19 protein-coding genes are annotated in these 20264 nt (G+C 63.4%); 5 read left to right on the plus strand and 14 right to left on the minus strand.

Annotated elements, in window-relative coordinates:
• Position 1: 1 nt before the first annotated feature.
• The 3 genes from AC097A_RS18455 to AC097A_RS18465 are packed head-to-tail and all read left to right on the plus strand — an operon-like array spanning position 2 to position 3069.
• A complete protein-coding gene (locus AC097A_RS18455) occupies positions 2-2185 on the plus strand; it encodes an alpha-galactosidase (protein ID WP_479621963.1) in 2184 nt (727 codons plus the stop codon).
• Between the two features lie 60 nt (positions 2186-2245).
• Positions 2246-2560, plus strand: coding sequence for a rhodanese-like domain-containing protein (locus AC097A_RS18460; protein ID WP_479621964.1), 315 nt, complete (start codon positions 2246-2248; stop codon positions 2558-2560).
• A gap of 5 nt (positions 2561-2565) precedes the next feature.
• Positions 2566-3069, plus strand: a complete 504-nt coding sequence (locus AC097A_RS18465; RefSeq protein WP_479621965.1) for a DNA-deoxyinosine glycosylase — start codon at positions 2566-2568, stop codon at positions 3067-3069.
• Between the two features lie 22 nt (positions 3070-3091).
• Here AC097A_RS18465 and AC097A_RS18470 read toward each other — a convergent pair whose 3' ends face one another.
• From AC097A_RS18470 to AC097A_RS18480, 3 genes are all read right to left on the minus strand, one after another.
• Positions 3092-3580 carry a DUF6036 family nucleotidyltransferase gene (locus tag AC097A_RS18470; protein WP_479621966.1) on the minus strand — a complete coding sequence of 163 codons (489 nt, stop codon included), beginning with the start codon at positions 3578-3580 and terminating at the stop codon, positions 3092-3094.
• Positions 3581-3645: 65 nt separating this feature from the next.
• A complete protein-coding gene (locus AC097A_RS18475) occupies positions 3646-4341 on the minus strand; it encodes a helix-turn-helix transcriptional regulator (protein ID WP_479621967.1) in 696 nt (231 codons plus the stop codon).
• Between the two features lie 81 nt (positions 4342-4422).
• Entirely contained in the window at positions 4423-4947 is a 525-nt protein-coding gene (locus AC097A_RS18480; RefSeq protein WP_479621968.1) for a retropepsin-like aspartic protease family protein, read from the minus strand.
• Between the two features lie 110 nt (positions 4948-5057).
• Here AC097A_RS18480 and AC097A_RS18485 point away from each other — a divergent pair, with 110 nt between their 5' ends.
• On the plus strand, positions 5058-6152 hold the full coding sequence (locus tag AC097A_RS18485; protein WP_479621969.1) for a 3-deoxy-7-phosphoheptulonate synthase: 1095 nt from the start codon (positions 5058-5060) through the stop codon (positions 6150-6152).
• A gap of 2 nt (positions 6153-6154) precedes the next feature.
• Here the strand turns inward: AC097A_RS18485 and cynS are convergent, their stop codons facing one another.
• The 9 genes from cynS to AC097A_RS18530 all read right to left on the minus strand — a co-directional run bounded on the left by cynS (position 6155) and on the right by AC097A_RS18530 (position 16584).
• The gene (gene cynS / locus AC097A_RS18490) at positions 6155-6598 is read right to left on the minus strand and encodes a cyanase (RefSeq protein WP_105260244.1); all 444 of its coding nucleotides are present in this window, start codon (positions 6596-6598) and stop codon (positions 6155-6157) included.
• Positions 6599-6670: 72 nt separating this feature from the next.
• Positions 6671-7789, minus strand: coding sequence for a M48 family metallopeptidase (locus tag AC097A_RS18495; RefSeq protein ID WP_479621970.1), 1119 nt, complete (start codon positions 7787-7789; stop codon positions 6671-6673).
• A gap of 11 nt (positions 7790-7800) precedes the next feature.
• Positions 7801-8604 carry a TIGR00266 family protein gene (locus AC097A_RS18500; RefSeq protein ID WP_479621971.1) on the minus strand — a complete coding sequence of 268 codons (804 nt, stop codon included), beginning with the start codon at positions 8602-8604 and terminating at the stop codon, positions 7801-7803.
• 149 nt (positions 8605-8753) lie between these two features.
• Positions 8754-10232 carry an amino acid permease gene (locus AC097A_RS18505; RefSeq protein WP_479621972.1) on the minus strand — a complete coding sequence of 493 codons (1479 nt, stop codon included), beginning with the start codon at positions 10230-10232 and terminating at the stop codon, positions 8754-8756.
• Between the two features lie 103 nt (positions 10233-10335).
• Positions 10336-11709 carry an aldehyde dehydrogenase family protein gene (locus AC097A_RS18510; protein ID WP_479621973.1) on the minus strand — a complete coding sequence of 458 codons (1374 nt, stop codon included), beginning with the start codon at positions 11707-11709 and terminating at the stop codon, positions 10336-10338.
• A gap of 14 nt (positions 11710-11723) precedes the next feature.
• Positions 11724-12536, minus strand: coding sequence for a gamma-glutamyl-gamma-aminobutyrate hydrolase family protein (locus tag AC097A_RS18515; RefSeq protein ID WP_479621974.1), 813 nt, complete (start codon positions 12534-12536; stop codon positions 11724-11726).
• Entirely contained in the window at positions 12536-13669 is a 1134-nt protein-coding gene (locus AC097A_RS18520; RefSeq protein WP_479621975.1) for an iron-containing alcohol dehydrogenase, read from the minus strand. Before AC097A_RS18520 ends, AC097A_RS18515 begins: the two co-directional genes overlap by 1 nt.
• Before the next feature lie 9 nt (positions 13670-13678).
• Complete coding sequence (locus tag AC097A_RS18525) at positions 13679-15088, minus strand: glutamine synthetase family protein (protein WP_479621976.1); 1410 nt, start codon at positions 15086-15088, stop codon at positions 13679-13681.
• 17 nt (positions 15089-15105) lie between these two features.
• A complete protein-coding gene (locus AC097A_RS18530) occupies positions 15106-16584 on the minus strand; it encodes an amino acid permease (protein WP_315480137.1) in 1479 nt (492 codons plus the stop codon).
• A gap of 158 nt (positions 16585-16742) precedes the next feature.
• On the opposite strand from AC097A_RS18530, the gene AC097A_RS18535 reads away from it, so the two are divergent.
• Positions 16743-17723 (plus strand): helix-turn-helix domain-containing protein, encoded by a 981-nt coding sequence (locus AC097A_RS18535; RefSeq protein ID WP_105260236.1) that lies wholly within the window; start codon positions 16743-16745, stop codon positions 17721-17723.
• Positions 17724-17733: 10 nt separating this feature from the next.
• On the opposite strand, the gene chvE is transcribed toward AC097A_RS18535, so the two are convergent.
• On the minus strand, positions 17734-18801 hold the full coding sequence (gene chvE / locus AC097A_RS18540) for a multiple monosaccharide ABC transporter substrate-binding protein (RefSeq protein WP_479621977.1): 1068 nt from the start codon (positions 18799-18801) through the stop codon (positions 17734-17736).
• Positions 18802-18819: 18 nt separating this feature from the next.
• On the minus strand, positions 18820-20262 hold the full coding sequence (locus AC097A_RS18545; protein ID WP_479621978.1) for an aldehyde dehydrogenase family protein: 1443 nt from the start codon (positions 20260-20262) through the stop codon (positions 18820-18822).
• Between the last annotated feature and the right edge of the window lie 2 nt (positions 20263-20264).

Here is a 20264-nt window from a genome sequence, read left to right on the forward strand (position 1 = left end):
CATGCCCACCCACGCGCCCGAGGCCTCTGCCGCATTCACCGTTCTGCACGGCACCCACAGCAGCGTGGTGCTGGAGGTGCGCCCGCATGAAGCGCCGCTGTGGCGCTATTGGGGCCCGCGCCTGCCTGATAACTGCGTGCCGCTGGCGCCGTTGCGCGATGGCCGCGCCATCCCCCCCAGCAGCATGGAGTTTGACCAGCCGCTGAGCGTGGCGCCCACCTTTGGCGTGGGCTGGTACATGCAGAGCGCGCTGCTGGCGCACCGCAGCGGCCAGCAGTTTGCACAGCAGTTCACCACCTGCCGCATCGAGACACTGGTGGACGGCCAGAGCATCTCTATCCACTTGATTGATAGCGTGGCCCAGCTGCGCCTGGTGCTGCATATGGCGCTGGACGCGCACGATGTGCTGCAGCTGCGCAGCGAGTTGTTCAACGACGGCAGTGATGTGCTGGACGTGCATTGGCTGGCCGCGGGCACGGTGCCGCTGCCCGGTGATGCGCAGGCCGTGCGCTCCTACACGGGCCAATGGGCCAACGAATTCCAGCTGCAGGTGGATGCCCTCTCGCGCAGCCTGTGGCAGCGCGAGAACCGGCGTGGCCGCACCTCACACGACAGCTTTCCTGGCGCCGTGGTCACCACACCGGGCGCCACCCAGCACACGGGCACCGTGTATGGCGCGCACCTGGCTTGGTCCGGCAACCAAAAACAGGCCATTGAGTGGCTGCACGACGGGCAGTACCAGTGGCAAATGGGCGAGTGGCTGGCGCCGGGCGAAGTGCGCCTGGCTGCGGGCGAATCGCTGCAAACGCCCACGCTTTTTGCCAGCTGCGCCACCACGGGCCTGAACGGCCTGGCCGCCAACTTCCACGCCACGGTGCGTAGCCGCCTGCCCTGGCCCGGTGGCCGCATGCGCCCGCGCCCCGTCCACCTGAACACCTGGGAGGCGGTCTACTTTGATCACCGCACCGACGACATCCGCGCGCTGGCCGCCGCCGCCGCCAGCGTGGGCGTGGAGCGCTTTGTGCTGGACGACGGCTGGTTCCAGGGCCGCCACAGCGACCAGGCTGCGCTGGGCGACTGGTGGCCGGACGCCGGCAAGTACCCGCACGGTCTGCAACCCCTGGCCAACTATGTGAACGAGCTGGGCATGGAGTTTGGCCTGTGGGTGGAGCCCGAGATGGTGAACCCCGACAGCCAGCTCTTCCGCAGCCACCCCGACTGGGCGCTGCAGCTCGAAGGCCGCCCGCTGCTCACCATGCGCAACCAGCTGGTGCTGGACGTGGCCCGCCCCGAGGTGGCCGACTACCTGTTTGCCAAGCTCGACACCCTGCTGCAGAACGTACCCATTGCCTACCTCAAGTGGGACATGAACCGCGACCTGACTACGGCCGGCAACGCGCTGGGCCGCCCGGCGTACCGCAGCTTTGTGCATGCGCTGTATGCGCTGCTGGACCGCGTGCGCGCCGCCCATCCGCAGCTGGAGATTGAAAGCTGCGCCTCCGGTGGCGCCCGACTGGACATGGGCGTGCTGGCCCACACCCACCGCGTGTGGACCAGCGACTGCAACGATGCGTTGTCGCGCGTGGCCATCCAGCGCGGTGCGCTGCAGTTTTTGCCGCCCGAGATTCTGGGTGCCCACATTGGCCCCGCACCTGCACACACCACGGGCCGCAGCCAGAGCCTGAACTTCCGCGCCGGTGTGGCACTCAGCGGTCATCTGGGCATTGAGGCGGACGTGCGCCATATGGGCGACGACGAGCGCATGGCGCTGGGCCGCTGGGTGGGCCTGTACAAGCAGCTGCGCAACCGCCTGCACACCGGTCAGGTGTGGCTGGGCGGAGATGACAAAGGGGGCGACGGCGTGCTGTGGCAAGCCCATGGCGATGCGAATGCCAGCGAAGTGCTACTGCTGGTCTACCGCACCACGCCCACCAGCCACCGCAACACGCCACCGCTGCGCCTGCCCATGCTGCGCCCGGCCGCCCACTACACGATTGAACGGCTGGACCCCACCCCGCCCGACTGGACCAGCAGCCCGCTGAACGACGCGGCCTTGGCCGCGGGTGCCCAGCAGGCGCTGCCGCCCACGGCGCACGGCGCCTGGCTGGCCGCAGTGGGCCTGCCACTGCCGCGCATGAATGCGGAGAGTGCGTTGATCTACCGGCTGCGGTTTATCCCGCAGTAGGCCAACGATCGGCGAGGCGGGCGACAATTGGCGGACACAGACTCGTACCGAAAAGCGCCCATGAAAACCCTCTTCACAAGCATCGCCCTCGGCCTGCTCAGTCTCACCGCCCAAGCCAAAGACGTCATCATTGACGTGCGCACCCCGCAGGAATTTGCGGCCGGCCATGTGGAAGGCGCCATCAACATCGAACACGGCACCATCGCCCAGCAGATTGCCAAGGCCGGTGTCACCAAAGACGACAAAGTGATGCTGTACTGCCAGTCCGGCCGGCGCAGCGGCATTGCGCTGGACACGCTTAAGGGCCTGGGCTTTAGCAAGGCCGAAAACGTAGGCGGCATCGAGCAGGCCCGCAAGACCCTGGCCAAGAAATAAGACCCATGGCGGCCACCGTGCTGACCGGCTTGCCGCCCCTGGTGTCACCCACCACACGGGTGCTGATTTTGGGCAGCTTCCCCGGTGTGCGCTCGCTGCAAGCGCAGCAGTATTACGGCCACCCGCAAAACCAGTTCTGGAAGATATTGCAAGCCATTTGGCCCTCTAGCCCAAATGGAATATGCGCTAGCAGCTATGAAAAGCGTAGCGCCTGGTTGCTGGAGCGCGGCCTGGGCGTGTGGGATGTGTACGCCAGCTGTCAGCGCGAAGGCAGCCTGGACACGGCCATCCGCGACGCCGTGGTCAACGACATTGCCGGGCTGCAGCTACCGCAGCTGCAGGCCATTGCCCACAACGGCGGCGAGAGCTACAAACACGCACGCCACACGCAGACGCTAGGCGTGCCCGTCTACAAACTGCCCAGCACCAGCCCGGCCAACGCCAGCTGGACCTTTGAGCGCAAGCTCACCGCCTGGCGGGAGGTGATGGAGCGGCACGGGCTGGTGTAAAAGGCCCACCCGCCTCTGCAAATCACCCCTCTGGAATGATGTGACCGGCCTCGCGTGCGAGGGTGATCCATCTGCGGATACGGGCGCTTAAAGCTCGCTGATTTACATCAGGTGGCATATTCTTCACCAAGCCCAATGCCTCGGAAGGGTGCAGGTATTCATGTACCAGCAGCGCTGTGCAAAACGCCATGTCCTTGGGGCGTCCTGCAGCTGCCTTGGACAAAAACAGGTCAAGCACGCCAATGCAGTACCCCACACCTGCTGCAAAGGATGCCTCCGGCACCCTTACCACCCGGTCACGCCAATCGGCCGGAAGTTTGGCCGTATGGATATCGACCCCTTGGGCGTAGTACCCATTGGTCTCGTGAAAAACAGAACCCTCGCCAATGGCGCCATCGATCATGTCCGACAAAGCAGGGTTGTTGAGCGGGTAAATGTCCGCCTCTGCCGATACCGTCAGCTCTGCAGGCGGATTGGGATACGAACCAAGAATGGCTTGGCTCCCGATCACAACCAACTCGTACTACTGCGTGATTTCGCTGCAGGCCCGGATGATGTGTTCAAGATCAATACGCCTCATGATCCGGCCGCCGCGGTCGGCTCCCCCAAAACTAACCCCGCCTTGAGTTGCGAAACCTCATTCAAGATGGAGAGGCGCATCGCAGGGGGCAGAATCGTCGTGAGGGGAGACGCTTGGCGCAGTTGCTGCGCATGGACCGAGCGACCAGACGCACGCCTGAAAGCCCCGGTCTTCAGAATCATCTGCCACTCCTGCCACAGCGGTGCTGATCGGCTGGTGGGATCGTCGTTTAACCACTTTTGGACCACTCGGCTTGCTCGATCACGCAGCATAGAGTCTGCTTTGACCAGTCGAACTGCAGCCCCATGGAGTGCCAGGCTCTGCAGATCCTGTACCTGGTGACGGGTTGTGTCGGTAGACACCGTCACCTGAACCGTAGGCCGCGGCCGGCGCGAGCGCCCAGCTGCCGTGCCCGCTTGCGCTGGTTGCATGACATCACTGGCCACCATCGCCAACTCACCGCTCATGCCTAGACACGCCATCACCCGCAAATAACTGCCCATGGACACATTAGGATCACCGGACTCCACCGCATACAACGTGGTGCGCGACATACCCGCCTGCTGGGCCATCGCAACCGTGCCCAAGCCCCGCGCCTTGCGCATGCGCTTGATCCGGTCGCCCAGCTGGTGCAGCAACTGCAAGTCCAGTACGGATAGTCCGGTTGAGGTGGTTGACGTCTGTGCGCTCATTTGTCCGTCATATTAGTCAAAACATCGCGTTTTGTCCATTTTGCCGGACAGATGAACAAGGCGCCGGACCCAAAATACTAGCTACGGAGCCTTGGGTTTGAGCGTCATTTGTTTGTCGGACAGCGTGATCTCGAACTGATTCAAAAAGCTCTGGCCTAGCAGCGCCTCGTCGGGCTCCGCGCCCACCAGCCCCACACCGACCCGCACGCCCGACACTTGCGCGGGGCCGAGCGACACCGGCACATCGGTCAGCACCCGCCCCTGCAAATCGCCATTGGCCGTTTTGAACACCGTGGGCGTGCCACCGACCAACCCCGCCTGCTGCGCAAACGCGTCGCTCACCGTCACCATGGACGCTCCCGTGTCCACCAAAAACCGCGCCGGCTTGCCACCCACCGTGCCCGTGGCATAGAAATGGCCATCGCGCGACATCGGAATCACCAGCACCCCGCCCGGCAACACCGCCACCGGCTTGGGCTTGAGGTACTGCGCCGAGAGCAGGTACAGCGCCCCCATGACGGCTAGCCACACGGTCACGATGGCCAGTGGGCCCCATTTGAGGCCGGTGGGGAGGTCGTTGGAGGGCGGCGTGGGCGGCGTAGACATGGACTTAAGTGTAAGAAGGGACAGGCGAAGTGCCCTCTTCCCCTAAAATTCACGTGTTTTAGGCCTCTAGCCCCCGTCCAATCTGCGCAAGCAGCTATCAATTTCATAGTATGACCAGCTCCACAACCGCCGCCCTCACCACCCACGACACCACCCGCATCGACGATGTGCGCATTGGGGCGGTGCGTCCGCTGATCACACCGGCACTGCTGGAGGAAAAGTTGCCCGTGCCCGATGCGGCGCAGGCGCTGGTGGAGAGCAGCCGTGCGGCCATCTCCAAAGTGCTGCATGGGCAGGACGACCGGCTGGTGGTGGTGGTTGGGCCCTGCTCCATCCACGACCACGACCAGGCCATGGAGTACGCGCGCCAGCTCAAGGTGCAAGCTGACGCGTTGAAAGACGACCTGCTGGTGGTGATGCGCGTGTACTTCGAGAAGCCGCGCACCACCGTGGGCTGGAAGGGCTACATCAACGACCCGCACCTGGACGACAGCTTTGCCATCAACGAAGGGCTGGAGATGGCACGCCGCCTGCTACTGGACGTGCTGGCACTGGGCCTGCCCGCGGGCACGGAGTTTCTGGACCTGCTCTCGCCGCAGTTCATCAGCGAGCTGGTGAGCTGGGGCGCCATTGGCGCGCGCACCACCGAGAGCCAGAGCCACCGCCAACTGGCCAGCGGCCTCTCGTGCCCCGTGGGCTTCAAAAACGGGACGGATGGCGGCATCAAGGTCGCCACCGACGCCATCCAGGCCGCGCAAGGCGCGCACGCCTTCATGGGCATGACCAAGATGGGCCAGGCCGCGATTTTTGAAACACGCGGCAACGACGACTGCCATGTGATTCTGCGCGGTGGCAAGCAGCCCAACTACAGCAAGGCCGATGTGGACGCCGCCTGCGCCCTGCTCAAGGCTGCAGGCCTGCGCGAACAGGTAATGGTGGACGTGAGCCATGCCAACAGCAGCAAGCAGCACGCGCGCCAGATCGTGGTGGCGGCTGACGTGGCGGCGCAGATTGCAGCGGGCGATGCGCGCATCACCGGCCTCATGATCGAGAGCCACATGAACGAAGGTCGGCAGGACATCGTGGCTGGCCAGCCACTGAAGCATGGCGTGAGCGTGACCGACGCCTGCATCAGCATGGCGCAGACGGTGCCGGTGTTGCAGGAGTTGGCAGCGGCGGTGCGCACGCGCCGCCAGCGGGCCTGAGATCAGTAGGTTTTGTAGGGTAGAAACTTGCCCGACAGCACCACGTTCACGCGGTCCCCTTTGGGGTCTGGCTGGCGCACGATGTCCATGGAGAAGTCGATGGCGCTCATGATGCCGTCGCCAAACTCTTCATGGATCAGCTCCTTGATGGTGGTGCCATACACGTTAACGATTTCATACCAGCGGTAGATCAGCGGGTCTGTGGGTACTGCGCTAGGCAAAGAGCCTTTGTAGGGCACAACCTGCAACCACTTTTGCTCATCCACCGAGAGGCCAAAAATCTTGCCCACGGTCTTGGCCTGCTTGGCGTCCAGCGTCATTTGGCCCAGGCAAGCGGCCGTGGTCCACTCTTTGCTCAGTCCCACTTTTTTGGCCACCGACTCCCAGCTAATACCTTTGCTGACTTTCACGGTCATGATTTTTTCCGTGACATCGTTGCGGTTCATAGATTCTCCTGACGTGTTGATAGACAGGAGAGCGCTGCAAACATCGTGCCGCGTGATGCTGCGGCGCATAGGTCAGGGCAAGCTGGCTTTCACCGTGGCCCAGTCCAACGCCAGCCGCTCCCAAGGACCGGGGTGTTGCGCGGCCAGCGCCCGCAACTGGGTGGCGCGTTCGCTTGACGCCGGGTGGGTGGACAACAACGCAGGCGGTGTGGCGCCTTGGCTTTTTGCAGCCAGCTTGTCCATAAAGCGGGCCATGCCTTCGGGGTTGATTTTGGCGGCCACCAGACGGCGCAGGCCCTCCGTGTCGGCTTGGGTTTCGGCCTCGCGCGAAAACTGCATTTCCAGCAAGCTGGTGGTGGCTTCGCTCAGCACGGCACCGCTCCAGTCGCCCAGCAACACGGCGGCACCGGCGCGCAGGCCCAGGCTTTTGACCAAACCTTGCAGGCCGTGGCGCAGTTCGGCGTGGGCGACCTCGTGGGCGATCACGCCTGCGGCTTCTTCGGGTGTGTCGGTGCTCTTGAGCAGGCCGCTGTAGACCACCACCACACCCCCGGGCGCGGCAAAGGCGTTCATCTCCTGGTTGTCCACCACCAGCCAGCGGTAGCGGTGCAGGGTGCCGAGGGTCAGGCGCTCGCCGATGTGTTTCACGGCGTCCACCGCGGGGCCGCTGTCGATCACGCGCATTTGCGCGCGGGTTTGCGCCAGCACCAGGTCGCCCAGTTTGGCCTCTTGCGCGTGGGGAATCTGTTGCACGGCCCAGTTCACCACATCGCCCCCGCGCAGCACCAGCAAGGCCACGGCCAACACCGGTAACAGCGCCACGGCGGCCAGCGCCGCCCACCAGAACTTGAAGCGCCGCTCCACCCCGCGCGCCGCGCGCTGGGCCACACCGTGGGGTTGGGCCAGGCTGGCGGGCATGCCGGCGGCAAACGCCATGCGCGCAGCACCCGCGTCTACAAAAAATTGCAGCTGGCCGCCGTCTACCGGCCACGCCACGCTCAGCTGTGCGGCGTTAAAACCGCCCGCGCTCAGCGTAGGGTGCTCGGGCGCCAGCCACTCGCGTTCTGCCGCACCGTCTTGCACGCCCACCACCAACCGCCCCTGGCGCCATTGGCCCGTGGCGGGCACGCCCACGCCGTCCAGACCGGGCGCAAAGAGCCTGCCGCCAAAGCTGCCGCTGGTGCTGTGCATGGTGCGGGCGTTTAGTCGTCGCTGCCACCACCAATCAGACCACCCAGCACGCCAGCACCCAACAGGGAGCCTTGGTCTGCCGAGCGGCCGCCTGCGGCGGGGGCCGACAGGATGATGCGGTTGGCCAGGCGCGAGAGCGGCAGGCTTTGCAGCCACACCTTGCCAGGGCCACGCAGCGTGGCAAAAAACAGGCCTTCGCCACCAAAAATGGCGGACTTGATCTTGCCCACGTACTGGATGTCAAAGTCCACCGTGGGCTGGAAAGCCACCACACAACCGGTGTCCACGCGCAGGGTTTCGCCCGGGGCCAGGGTGCGCTCCATCAGCGTGCCACCGGCGTGCACAAAGGCCATGCCGTCGCCATCGAGCTTTTGCATGATGAAGCCTTCGCCCCCAAACAGGCCCACACCCAGCTTCTTCTGGAAGGCAATGCCCAGCGCCACGCCTTTGGCGGCGCACAGGAAGGAGTCTTTTTGGCAGATGATGGTGCCGCCCAGTTGGCTCAGGTCCATGGGCACGATCTTGCCGGGGTAGGGCGCAGCAAAGGCCACACGCTGTTTGCCGGCGCCGCTGTTTTGGAACACCGTGGTGAACAGGCCTTCGCCGGTGAGCAGGCGTTTACCCGCACCCATGAGCTTGCCAAAAAAGCCGCCTTGCTGGGAGCCATCGCCAAAGATGGTGTCCATGGTGATGCCTTCCTGCATGTACATCATCACGCCGGCTTCGCCGATGGCGGCCTCGCCGGGGTCCAGTTCCACCTCGACGTATTGCATCTCGGAACCAAAAATTTTGTAATCCACCACATCCATCGCCATCACGCACTCCTCTGAACAAACAACACCCCAATGGGGCACAGCCCGCAACGATAGCAGCTACGCGTTGCACCATAAAAAAAGCACGCCACCCGGGTAGGGGTGGCGTGCTTCCATGCCATGCGGGCGCTGCCCGCGGCATCACTTATCACTTACTTCGCAGCGGGCGGACCCTTGAAGCGATTGCGTTCACCAAAGCCCCACCAGAACACAGCCAGGAACGCCACCAGTGCAATGATCAGGTACAGCACCTTCTGGTTGGGTGGCTGGATGCCCACAAAAATCAACACCAAGCCCCCCAACACGGCCAGGATGCCGATGGGTTTGGACAGGCCGCCCAGGTTGAACGGGCCTTTGCGGGTCCAGGTTTTGCCTTCGGCAAAAATGCCGGCGGCGGTGGGCATGACGTACGAGATGTACAGGAACACAGCGCAGGCGGTAGACAAGACCACAAAGGCGTCGGCATACAAGGTGGCCAGCACCGCAGCCACACAGGACACCCAGATGGCAGGGCCAGGGGTTTTGTTCACCGGGTCGACCGACTTCAACACGTTGGACATGGGCAGGCCACCGTCACGTGCAAAGGCGTACATCATGCGTGAGGTGGACATCAGGCAGGCCAGGGCGCACAGGTAGTTGCAGGCAAAGATACCTATGCCCAGCACCGCTTTCAGTGCCGGGGGCAGGCTGTCCAGCAGCACCGAGAAAAAGCCCATGCCCTGTTTCACCGCGTCGGGAACACTGGGCATGACCAGTACAAAGGTGCAAATCATGCCGAAGCCAAACAAGGCCGACCACAACACGCTGGAGATGATGCCCTTGGGCACGTTTTCGGCGGCATTGTGGGTTTCCTCGGACGTGTGGGCCGATGCGTCAAACCCGGTGATGGTGTAGACGGTGAGCAGCAGGCCGGCCAAAAACACCATGACGGAGTTGCCAGACTCGGGCCACATACTGCCTTCTTTCCCACTGAAGTTGACGAAGGTAGTGAGGCGTGAAAAATCGACCGGGGTGGTGTTGTAGATCCACAGCGACAGGGTCAGCACCGTGGCGATCACAAAAATCAGGTAACCCGAGATGTCGAGCAACTTGGTGGTCAGGCCCGCAGCCTTGTGGTTCAGGATGGCCTGGGTGATGGTGAACAGGGAGATAAAGCCCACTTGCTCGGCCAAGCCCCAGTTGGCAGTGTCCAGGCCCAGCAGCGGCGCGATCAGCGTCTTGAAGAAGGGGTCGTAGACGCCGAAGTTCACCGACGCGACCACCAGCACCAAGCCCAGCAGGTTGAACCAGGCGGTGACCCAGCCATAACCCTTGTTGCCCAGGATGGAGCCCCAGTGGTACAGGCCCCCTGCCGTGGGGTAGGCCGATGCAATTTGCGCCATGGCCAGCGCCACCACGGTGGCAAAGGCCGCGCCCACAATCCAGCCCAGGCTGATGGAAAAACCGCCGCCCGCACCCAGTGCGCTGGGGAAGGCCGTAATGCCGCCGGCCAGGATACAAATGATGGAGAAAGAGACGGCGAAGTTGGAAAACTTGCTCATCCGTCGGTGCAGGTCCTGCTGGTAGCCCATGCTTTCCAGCAGTTGTGCATCCGCGTCGCGCGGCTCGCGCATAACGCTTTGTGTGCTCATTGGTCCGTCCTTTACGTTGGTAACTGTCGTGAAAGTCCACTCGCCTACGGCAGTTTCGCGCGGCGGCCCGAATTGGTGCAGCCGCGCAAATTTGCCCTAGCGCTTAGGCCTTACGCAAATGCCATGCCTTGGGGCGGGTAAAGGTCTGGATACCGTACGTAGAGAGCGTGAGACCCACGCCCGAATCGCCATGGCCGCTCCAAGGCAGGCGCGGACTCACGCGGTCGCAGCAGTTCCAGTAGACGGTGCCGGCGTGCACCTGCTCCAGTACCGCTTTGGCACGTGCTTCATTGGGGGTGAACACACCGGCGGTCAGGCCGTAGCGGGTGTCGTTCATCAATTTCACGGCCTCGGCGTCGCTGCCCACTTTCTGGATGCCGATGATGGGGCCGAAGCTTTCTTCGCGCATCAGCTCCATGCTGTGGTTCACATGGGAGAACACCGTGGGCGCGAACCAGTTGCCCTCACCGATGCCACGCGCACCACCGGTGAGCAGCGTGGCGCCCTTGGCCTGTGCATCGGCCACCTGGGCCGCCAGCACATCGAGCTGCGGGGCGCGGGTCAGTGCACCGATATAGGTGTCCTCGGCCACCGGATCGCCGGTTTTGAAGGTTTTGACCGTATTGACGAAGGCCTCCACAAACTGGTCGTAGATTTTTTCGTGCACATACACACGCTCGACCGAGCAGCAGCTTTGGCCGGTGTTGTACATAGCGCCATCAGCCAGGCTCTCGGCGGCCACCTGCACGTTGGCGTCGTCGCATACGTAGGTGGGGTCTTTGCCGCCCAGCTCCAGCTGCAGCTTCACGAACTTGCTGCCCACGGCCTGGGCAATCCGTGCGCCGGTGGCATACGAGCCGGTGAAAAACACACCGTCCACCTTTTGCTCCAGCAGCGCGGCGCCCACAGCACCGGCGCCCACCAGGCAAATCATCACGTCCTCCGGCACACCGGCCTTGTGCAGCAGGCGGGTGATTTCCAGCCCGGTGAGCGTGGCGTACTCCGAGGGTTTGTAGAGCACCGTGTTGCCGGTGAGCAGCGCGGGCACGATGACGTTGCAGCCCACAAACCAAGGGTAGTTCCAGGCCGAGATGTTGGCCACCACGCCCAGCGGTGTGTGTTCGATTTGCTCCGTCATGCCGCCCTCAGAGAACACGGTTTGGGTGGCCAGCGTGGCGTCGGCCTCGGCCAAAAAGAAATCGAGCCGACCCAGCAGGCCATTAAGTTCATTGCGCGACATCTTGATGGGTTTGCCAGTCTCACGTGTCATGGTGAAAGCCAGCGACTCCAGGTCGTGCACCACCCCGGCGCGAAAAGCCGTGATGCAGGCCTTGCGATCGGCCAGCGGCGTGGCGGCCCAGGCGTGCTGGGCGGCACGGGCACGCGCGGCTTTAGCGGCCACGGTGCTGGGATCGTCAGCGCCCAGGGTGGTGATGAGGTGGCCGTTGGCCGGGTTGTGGATGGCGAGTTGGCTCATGGGGTGCTCAAAGTTCAGAGTTCAGGGGAAAGGGTGTGGTGGGCCGCCGCACGCACCGCGTGCGCCTGGGCCAAAAAATCGTGCAGCAGCGGGGTGTCGTCCAGCGTGCCGTGCTCGGCTTTGTGAAATTCGGGGTGCCACTGCACCGCGGCAATCCAGTCCGACCCAGTGGCGCGGATGGCCTCGATGGTGCCGTCGTCCGGGCAACGCGCTTCCACTTCAAAGCCGGGCGCCAGGTCCTTGATGCACTGGTGGTGCACGCTATTAATTTTATAGCTTCTTGCGCAATCCAGAAGCGCGCTAAGGCGTGTTTTTGGCACTAATTCGAGCTGGTGGAAGTTCCGGTCGTAACGCTCGGCGTCGCGGTGCTGCAAGGCATCGGGGCGCTGGGTGGGAATGTCTTGCACCAGCGTGCCGCCAAAGGTGGCGTTGATGAGCTGCAGGCCGCGGCAGATGCCGAACACCGGCTTGCCCGCCGCCACAAAGACCTTCACCAGCGCCATCTCGTACGCATCGCGCACTTTGTCGCCCTGCCAACGCGCGTCTATGGGTGCCTCGCCATAACTGCCGGGCCACAGGTCGGCACCGCCATGCAGCACCAGGCCGTCCAACCACTGGGCGTAGTCATCCAGCGTGATGCTGCCGCGGGCGGTGTCGCCCTCTACCGACGGCACCATGACCGGCAGCGCACCGCCGGACATGAGCCAGTGCGGCACCGACAGCTCTACGTAGTTCAGCGTCTTCTTGGCAAACGCGGCGCGCGCCGGGTCCGGGTGCATAAAACATGCACTCACGGCGATCTTGAGGCGTTCCCCGGCGCTGTGCATCACATGGCGGCCTTGAACAGGCGCTCAAAGTCGGCGGCGGTGCAGGGGCGCGGGTTGGTCTGGTGGCAGATGTCGGCCATGGCCACCTCCACCAGGCGCACCAGATGCTCGGGTTTGACGCCATGGCTGGACAGCGTACCCGTGATGCCCACCTGCGCCTTGATGCCTTGCAGCCAGGCCACAAAGGCCTTGCCACCACCCGGCACACCACACACATGGGCCAGCTCGTCAAACTTGGCGGGCACGGCCTCTCTGTTCCAGGCCATCACGGTGTCGATCATCAGCGCGTTGGCCAGGCCATGGTGCAGGTCGCACACGGCGCCCAGTGCATGGGCGCAGGAGTGCACGGCGCCCAGGTCTTTCTGGAACGCGATGGCGCCCATCATGGACGACATCATCATGTCGGAGCGCGCGGGCAGGTTGCCCGGGTCTTTGACGGCGGTGACCAGCGCGGCGGCGGCGATGCGTGTGCCCTCCAGCGCAATGCCATCGCACAGCGGGTGGTAGGCGGGCGAGAGGTAACTCTCGATGTTGTGGGTCAATGCGTCCATGCCGGTGGCGGCCGTCACATGCGGTGGCAGGCCCAGCGTGAGCTCGGGGTCTGCAAACACGGTCTTGGCCAAGATTTTGGGGCTGAAGACCACGCGTTTCAAGTGGGTGTCATTTTCGCTCACCACGCTGGAGCGGCCCACCTCCGAGCCCGTGCCCGAGGTGGTGGGCAGCGCCACAAAGTAGGGCAACTCGTTGGTGATGGGGCGCACCAGCGGGTGGTCCCACACGTATTCCAGGATGTCACCCTCGTGTGTGGCGGCCAGGCCCACGACCTTGGCCACATCCAGCGCGGCGCCGCCGCCAAAACCAATCACGCAGTCAGCCCGGTGCGCCTGGTAAGCCGCCGCACCGTCCATCACCTGGCTGCAGGTGGGGTTGCCAAACACGCCCGAAAACACGGCCACGTCCAGCCCTGCCAGGTGGGTCTGAAATTCGGCCAGCACGGGCAACGCGCCCAGAGCCTTGTCGGTCACGATAAGCGGGCGCTTGAGGCCCAGATCCTTCAAGTGCTGGGCCACCAGCTTGCGCGCGCCGGCGCCAAACTTGATGGGCGTGGGGAATGAAAAAGAAGTGATGCTCATGATGGGTCTCTAGATGATTTCGAAGTAACGTTTCATTTCCCAGTCGGTCACGGCGTCCAGCCACTGGCGCCACTCCCATTCGCGGGTGGCGGCAAAGTGGTCAACAAAGGTGTCGCCCAGCCAGTCGCGCGCCACGGCCGACTCCTTGAAGTTGCGGGTGGTCTCGATCAGGGTACGCGGTGCGCGCGGAATGTGCTCGGCGCCGCCATTGGTGCCGGTGATGGGCGGAGTAGTGAGCTTGAGGCCTTTCTCCACACCATCCAGGCCCGCTGCAATCACTGCGGCCATGGCCAGGTAGGGGTTCACGTCGGCACCGGGGCAGCGCGTCTCCAGGCGTGTGGCCTTCGGTGACCCCGCAATGACGCGGAAGCTGGCGGTGCGGTTGTCCATGCCCCAGGTGGGTTTGACCGGGGCCCAAAAGCCGTCGACCAGGCGTTTGTAGCTGTTGATGGTGGGCCAGATCATGGGGCCAAACTCCATCAGGCAATTGACCTGCCCGGCCAGGTAACTCTCGAACAGCTTGCTCATCTTGCGCGGCGATTTGGCGTCATAGAACAGGTTGTTCTTGCCATCGCTCAGGCTTTGGTGGATATGGCCACTGCAGCCGGGCAGGGGCTGGTGCGGCTTGGCCATGAAGCTGGGCATGATGCCAAAACGTGCGCCGATTTCCTTGGCGCCGGTCTTGAACAACACGGCACGGTCGGCCTGTTCCAGCGCCTCCGAGAAACCGATCGCCACCTCGAACACGCCGGGGCCGGTCTCGGTGTGCAAGCCTTCAATCGGCACCTTGAAGGCCAGCATGTCGTCCATGATGGCGTTGAAGAAGTGGCGGTTCTGGTTGGCCCGCAAGAGCGAGTAGCCAAACATGCCGGGCGTGAGCGGCGTGGCGCCCACGCCCTTTTTGTCAGCCCAGCTTTGCGGGGTCTCCAAAAAGTTGTACCACTCGAACTCCATGCCCGTCATGACCTGCAGGCCCATCTTTTCGGCACGCTTCAGTACACGCTTCAGGGTCTGGCGCGGGCACAGGGGGTGCGGCGTGCCATCGGCGTTGACAAACTCGCCCAGGAAAAACGGCACACCGTCGTCCCAGGGCACGTGGCGCGCCGTGTTCAGGTCCAGTCGCGCCAGGGCATCTGGAAACCCATGCTGCCAGCCGGTGACCGTGGTGTTGTCGTAGCAGGTGTCCATCATGTCCCAGCCCATCACCACGTCGCAGAAGCCGAAGCCCCCCGCCGGGTAGGGCTCGGCTGCACCGAGGAACTTGTCCCGGTGCAGGTACTTGCCACGCAGTACGCCGTCGATGTCGGTCACCGCAACCTTGACTTTGGGTGCGCCGGATTTCTGCACTGCGGCCAGGGCCGCATGCGTGGCAGCCGGCTTGGCCGTTGCAGTGTGGGCAGAAGGCTTGCGTGTCGCCATAGAGGTCTCCGGTGGGTTTAAGCGCGTGTTTTTTCGGCCATTTCCATGGCGAACTCTTCTTCGGGCGAGAGGATCAGGCGCTTGCGTCCCACCAAGGCAAAGTAGGCGATACCGGCGGCAAACCACACCGCCACCCACATCACGCCGTCACGGTAGAGCGGGTCGCTGAGCTGGAAGTACAGCGTGACCACGGCAATCACCACGGTGAGCGCAGCACCCACCACACCCAGGGGGCTGCGGTAGGGGCGAGGGATGTTGGGCATGTTCTTGCGCAACAGGATGAAGGACAGCGCCTGCATGATGTAAGAGAACATGGCGCCAAACACGGCCATGTTGAGCAGCGTGCCACCAATGACGGCGGCGCCCTTGTCCGAGCCCAGGCTGAACCACAACACAAACATCACGGCCAAGGCCACCACCGAACCCAGGATCATGGCCAGGTGGGGTGTTTTGCGGCTGCCATGGGTGATGGACAACACCGAAGGAAAGTAACCGGCGCGGCTCAGCGAATAAATCTGGCGGCCCTTGGCAAAGATGATGGTGTGGAAGCTGGCAATCAGACCCAGCACCGCCACCAGCGCCAGCACCTTGGCAATGCCGTCACCGTAGATGGCCTTGAAGCCGTCCAGCAGCGGTTCGCCCGACTTGGCCAGTGTGTGCGCACCGATGCCGGCAATCGAGGGGTTGAGCCACAGCACCATGAAGGCCGAGAAGATCAGCGTGAAGATGCCGGCCAGAATGCCGCGTGGCATGTCGCGCTTGGGGTCCACCGACTCTTCGGCGGCCAGCGGTAGTTGCTCAATGGCCAGAAACAGCCACACGGCAAACGGCATGGCAGCCAACACGCCGGTGATGCCCAGGGGCAGCAGGGGGCCGTTACCGTTTTCCAGCAAAACGCCGCCCTCGCCCACGTTCATGGCCCAGCGGCTGAAGTCGATGTTGGGCAGTGCGCTAACCCAAAAGACGGCCAGGCAGGCCAGGGCCAGCAGTGTGATGACGAGGGTGACCTTGAAGGACAACTCCACGCCCACGATGTTGAGCCCCACAAAAAAGATGTAGAAACCTATCCACCAGAGCGGCAGGTACTCGACGGGCGTGCCGAAGATGCCCCCCATATAGCTGCTGATGAAATACACGATGACGGCGGGGGTGATGACGTACTCGACGTTTTCCGACAGGCCGGTGAGGAAACCACCCCAGGGCCCCATGGCAGTGCGGGCAAACGAATAGGCACCACCGGTGTGCGGCAAGGCGGGTGACATCTCGGCCAGCGAGAAGGTCAGCCCCAAATACATGATGGCAATGATGATGGTGGCAAACAGCATGCTGCCCCAGCCATTGGCCAGCCCCAGATTCCAGCCCGAGAAGTGGCCCGAGATCACCGCCCCCACCCCCAGGGCCCAAAGCGACCAGACACCGGCGTAGCGACGCAGCCCGCGTTTTTCGAAATAGCTATGGTCAACTTTGGTGTACTGGACACCCGAATGCTCTGACATGAACGACTCCTTGACTGGGTTGGACAAAAAAGGCTGGTTCATTGTGGAGAGCGCAGGCTGTGCGGGCTATCCCGTATCGGCAGGGGCACTGGATGCGACATGGCCGGGTGTAAACACCTAGAAGCGCCCCGGCATGTTTTTTGCAGAATCTTTGGCTTATGTCCCAACATCCCATTTCGGCAATCCCCGTGGCGACAAGCGTGCAGGCTGCGGGGTTCGAGTCGGCCATTTATGCCGATGTGGATGAACAAGCCGCGGCACTGACGGGCTGGAACCAGTCCTACCTGCAGCTCTCGGGCGGCGGTTTTCGCGGGGCCATCCAGCGCGTGGACCTGGGGCCGGTGCGCCTGTTCATGGAGGGCCTGGGCTCTACCGTGTACCAGAGCGGCCAGTTGCACAACGGCGTGCTGGCGCTGGGCGTGCCTCTGCGCTGCGACGGCAGCAGCGTGTTTTGTGGTGTGCAGTCGGACCGCAATGCGCTGCATGTGTTTTCGGGGCAGTCCGGCTTCGAGTTCCGTACCGGCAGCGACCACGTGATGATGGGCTTGGAGCTGGACCCGGTGCTGGCCAATACCCTCTACCCTTGGGGCCAGGGCGCGCTGGCGCGCGACGAGGCAGGTCTGCGGGCCACCGACCCGCAAGCGCTGGAAGGCCTGCGGCAGGTGATGCTGATGCTGTTTGAAACCGCCCACACAGCGCCCGCCATGTTCTCCCTGCCCGCGCTGCGGGCCGGCATGGTGGACACCCTGGTGGAAAAGGTCACGGCGCTGAACCTGGCCAGCAGCCCCGCCGACACGGCCCACGATGTTCACTGGCAGCTGGTGCAACAGGCCCGCGCCCTGGTGCAAGGGCAGTTACAGCAAGCCCCCACGGTGGGCGAACTGTGCATGGCGCTGGGGGTGAGCCGACGCACGCTGCAAAACGCTTTCCACAGGATTCTGGGCATCAGCCCACTGGCCTATCTGCGCGCCATTCGCCTGGGTGCGGTGCGCCAGGCCCTCAAAACCGCCAGCTCGGTGACCGAGGCGGCCACCGATATGGGTTTCTGGCACTTTGGCCACTTTGCCAAAGACTACCAGGCCATGTTTGGCGAGCTGCCCTCACAGACCCACAAACGCTGCGCGCCACCGCTGCAATAGCGGCGCTGGTTCAGCGGAACTGGTCGGCCTTGTAGTAGCCCGAGGCCACCAGTGCAGCGCGCCAGTTGTTCACATCCACGGTCATCGGCTTGAGCAGGAATGCAGGCACCACTTTCTGCCCGTTGTTGTAGGTCTTCTCGTCGTTGATGACGGGTTTTTTGCCCGACAGAATGGCGTCCACCATGGTGGTGACCACCTGGGCCAGCTCCCGGTTGTCCTTGAACACGGTGGAGGTCTGCTCCCCACGGATGATGGAGCGCACGGTGGGCATTTCGGCATCCTGACCGGTGACCACCGGCAGAGGCTGGCCACCCTGGCCATAACCCGCCTTTTTCATCGCCGTCAACAGCTCCATGCTGATGCCGTCGTACGGTGAGAGCAGGGCGTCCAGGCGCTGTTTGCTGTAGTACTTGTCGAGAATTTGGGTCAGGCGTGCACGTGCGACCGACCCGCTCCAGCGCTGCGTGGCCACCTTGTCCATGCCCATCTGGCCCGAACCCACCACGAGCTTGCCCTTGTCGATATAGGGCTTGAGCACCGACATGGCGCCGTCGTAAAAGAAAAAAGCGTTGTTGTCATCCGAAGACCCACCAAACAGCTCGATGTTGAAAGGCCCCTTGCCCTTGTCCAACCCCAGGTGCTCGATGATGTAGGTACCCTGCAGCACGCCGACCTGGAAGTTGTCGAAGGTGGCGTAGTAGTCCACATGGGAGGTGTCGCGGATCAGGCGGTCATAGGCAATGACCTTGATCTTTTTTTCGGCCGCTTTTTGCAGCACCGGGGCCAGCTTGCTGCCGTCAATGGCACCAATCACCAACACCTTCATGTCGCTGGCCTTGAGCATCTCTTCGATCTGCGCGATCTGCGTGGCCACGTTGTCGTCGGCGTACTTCAGATCTGGGCGATAGCCCAGTTTGTCCATGGCGCGCACCATGGCCAGCCCGTCCACCACCCAGCGCTGCGAGGTAATGGTGGGCATGAGAAGGCCCACCCCACCTTTGCTGGCGGTTTGTGCCAGGGCCCAGGGCATGGAGCCCAACAACAGAGTACCTAGAAAGATTCGTCGAAGGGTGCGCATGGTGGGGGCCTTGAAGGTTTACGCCAGGGTGTAAGCCGTCTTCACCGTGGTGAAGAATTCGGCAGCGTATTTGCCTTGCTCCCGCGAGCCGTAGCTGGAGCCTTTGCGGCCACCAAACGGCACGTGGTAGTCCACCCCTGCTGTGGGCAGGTTCACCATCACCATGCCGGCTTGGCTGTGGCGTTTGAAGTGGGTGGCGTACTTGAGCGAGGTGGTGGCAATGCCAGCGGACAGGCCAAACGGTGTGTCGTTGGCCACTGCCAAGGCTTCGTCATAGTCTTTCACGCGGATCACGCTGGCCACGGGGCCAAAGATTTCTTCGCGGTTGATGCGCATGGCGGCGGTGCTGTCCACCAGCAGGGCGGGCGCCATGTAAAAGCCATCGGTGCCACGGCTCAGACGCTCACCGCCGGTCAGCAGCGTGGCGCCTTCGGCTTTGCCGATTTCCACGTAAGACAAATCTTGCTCCAGCTGGGCCTGCGAGGACACCGGGCCGATGTCGATGCCGGCTTCCAGCGCGTCGCCCACCTTGATGGCGGCCATGCGTTTTTGCATGGCGTCGATGAAAGCCGGGTAAATCTTGTCGGTCACGATGAGGCGGCTGGATGCCGTGCAGCGCTGGCCCGTGGAGTAAAAGGCGCTTTGCACGCTGAGCTCAACCGCCACGCCCAGGTCGGCATCGTCCAGCACGACTTGCGGGTTCTTGCCACCCATTTCCAGTTGCACTTTCTTCATGTGGCTGGCACAGGCAGCCGCAATGCGTTGACCCACACCGACCGAGCCAGTGAAGCTAATGGCGGTGATGCCGGGGTGGTTGACCAGGGCGTCACCAATCACGCGGCCCGAGCCCATGACCAGGTTGAACACGCCGGCGGGAATGCCGCTGCGGTGGATGATGTCGGCCAGCGCCCAGGCGCAACCGGGCACCAGGTCGGCGGGCTTCAAGACCACGCAGTTGCCGTAGGCCAGGGCCGGGGCAATCTTCCAGGCCGGAATGGCGATGGGGAAGTTCCAGGGGGTGATCAGGCCGATCACGCCCAGCGGTTCACGCGTGACTTCCACGCCAATGCCGGGGCGCACCGAGGGCAGGGTCTCACCGGCCAGGCGCAGGCATTCGCCGGCGAAGAACTTGAAGATGTTGCCGGCACGGGCGGCTTCGCCAATGCCCTCATTGCGGGTTTTGCCTTCTTCACGGGCCAGCAGGGTGCCCAGCTCTTCTCTGCGGGCCAAGATTTCATTGCCAATCTTGTCCAGCGCATCGGCCCGCGCCTGGATGCCACCGGTAGACCAGGCGGGGAAGGCTTTTTGGGCGGCGGCCACAGCAGCGTTGAGCTGGGCCACATCAGCCTGGGCGTATTCGCCAATCACATCGGCCAGGTTGGAGGGGTTGAGGTTGGGCGCGTAGCTGGCCGCGGCCACCCATTCGCCGTTGATGAGGTTGTTGTGCTGGGAAGTCGTCATGG

The organism is Rhodoferax sp. XS2R6, from assembly GCF_056521365.1.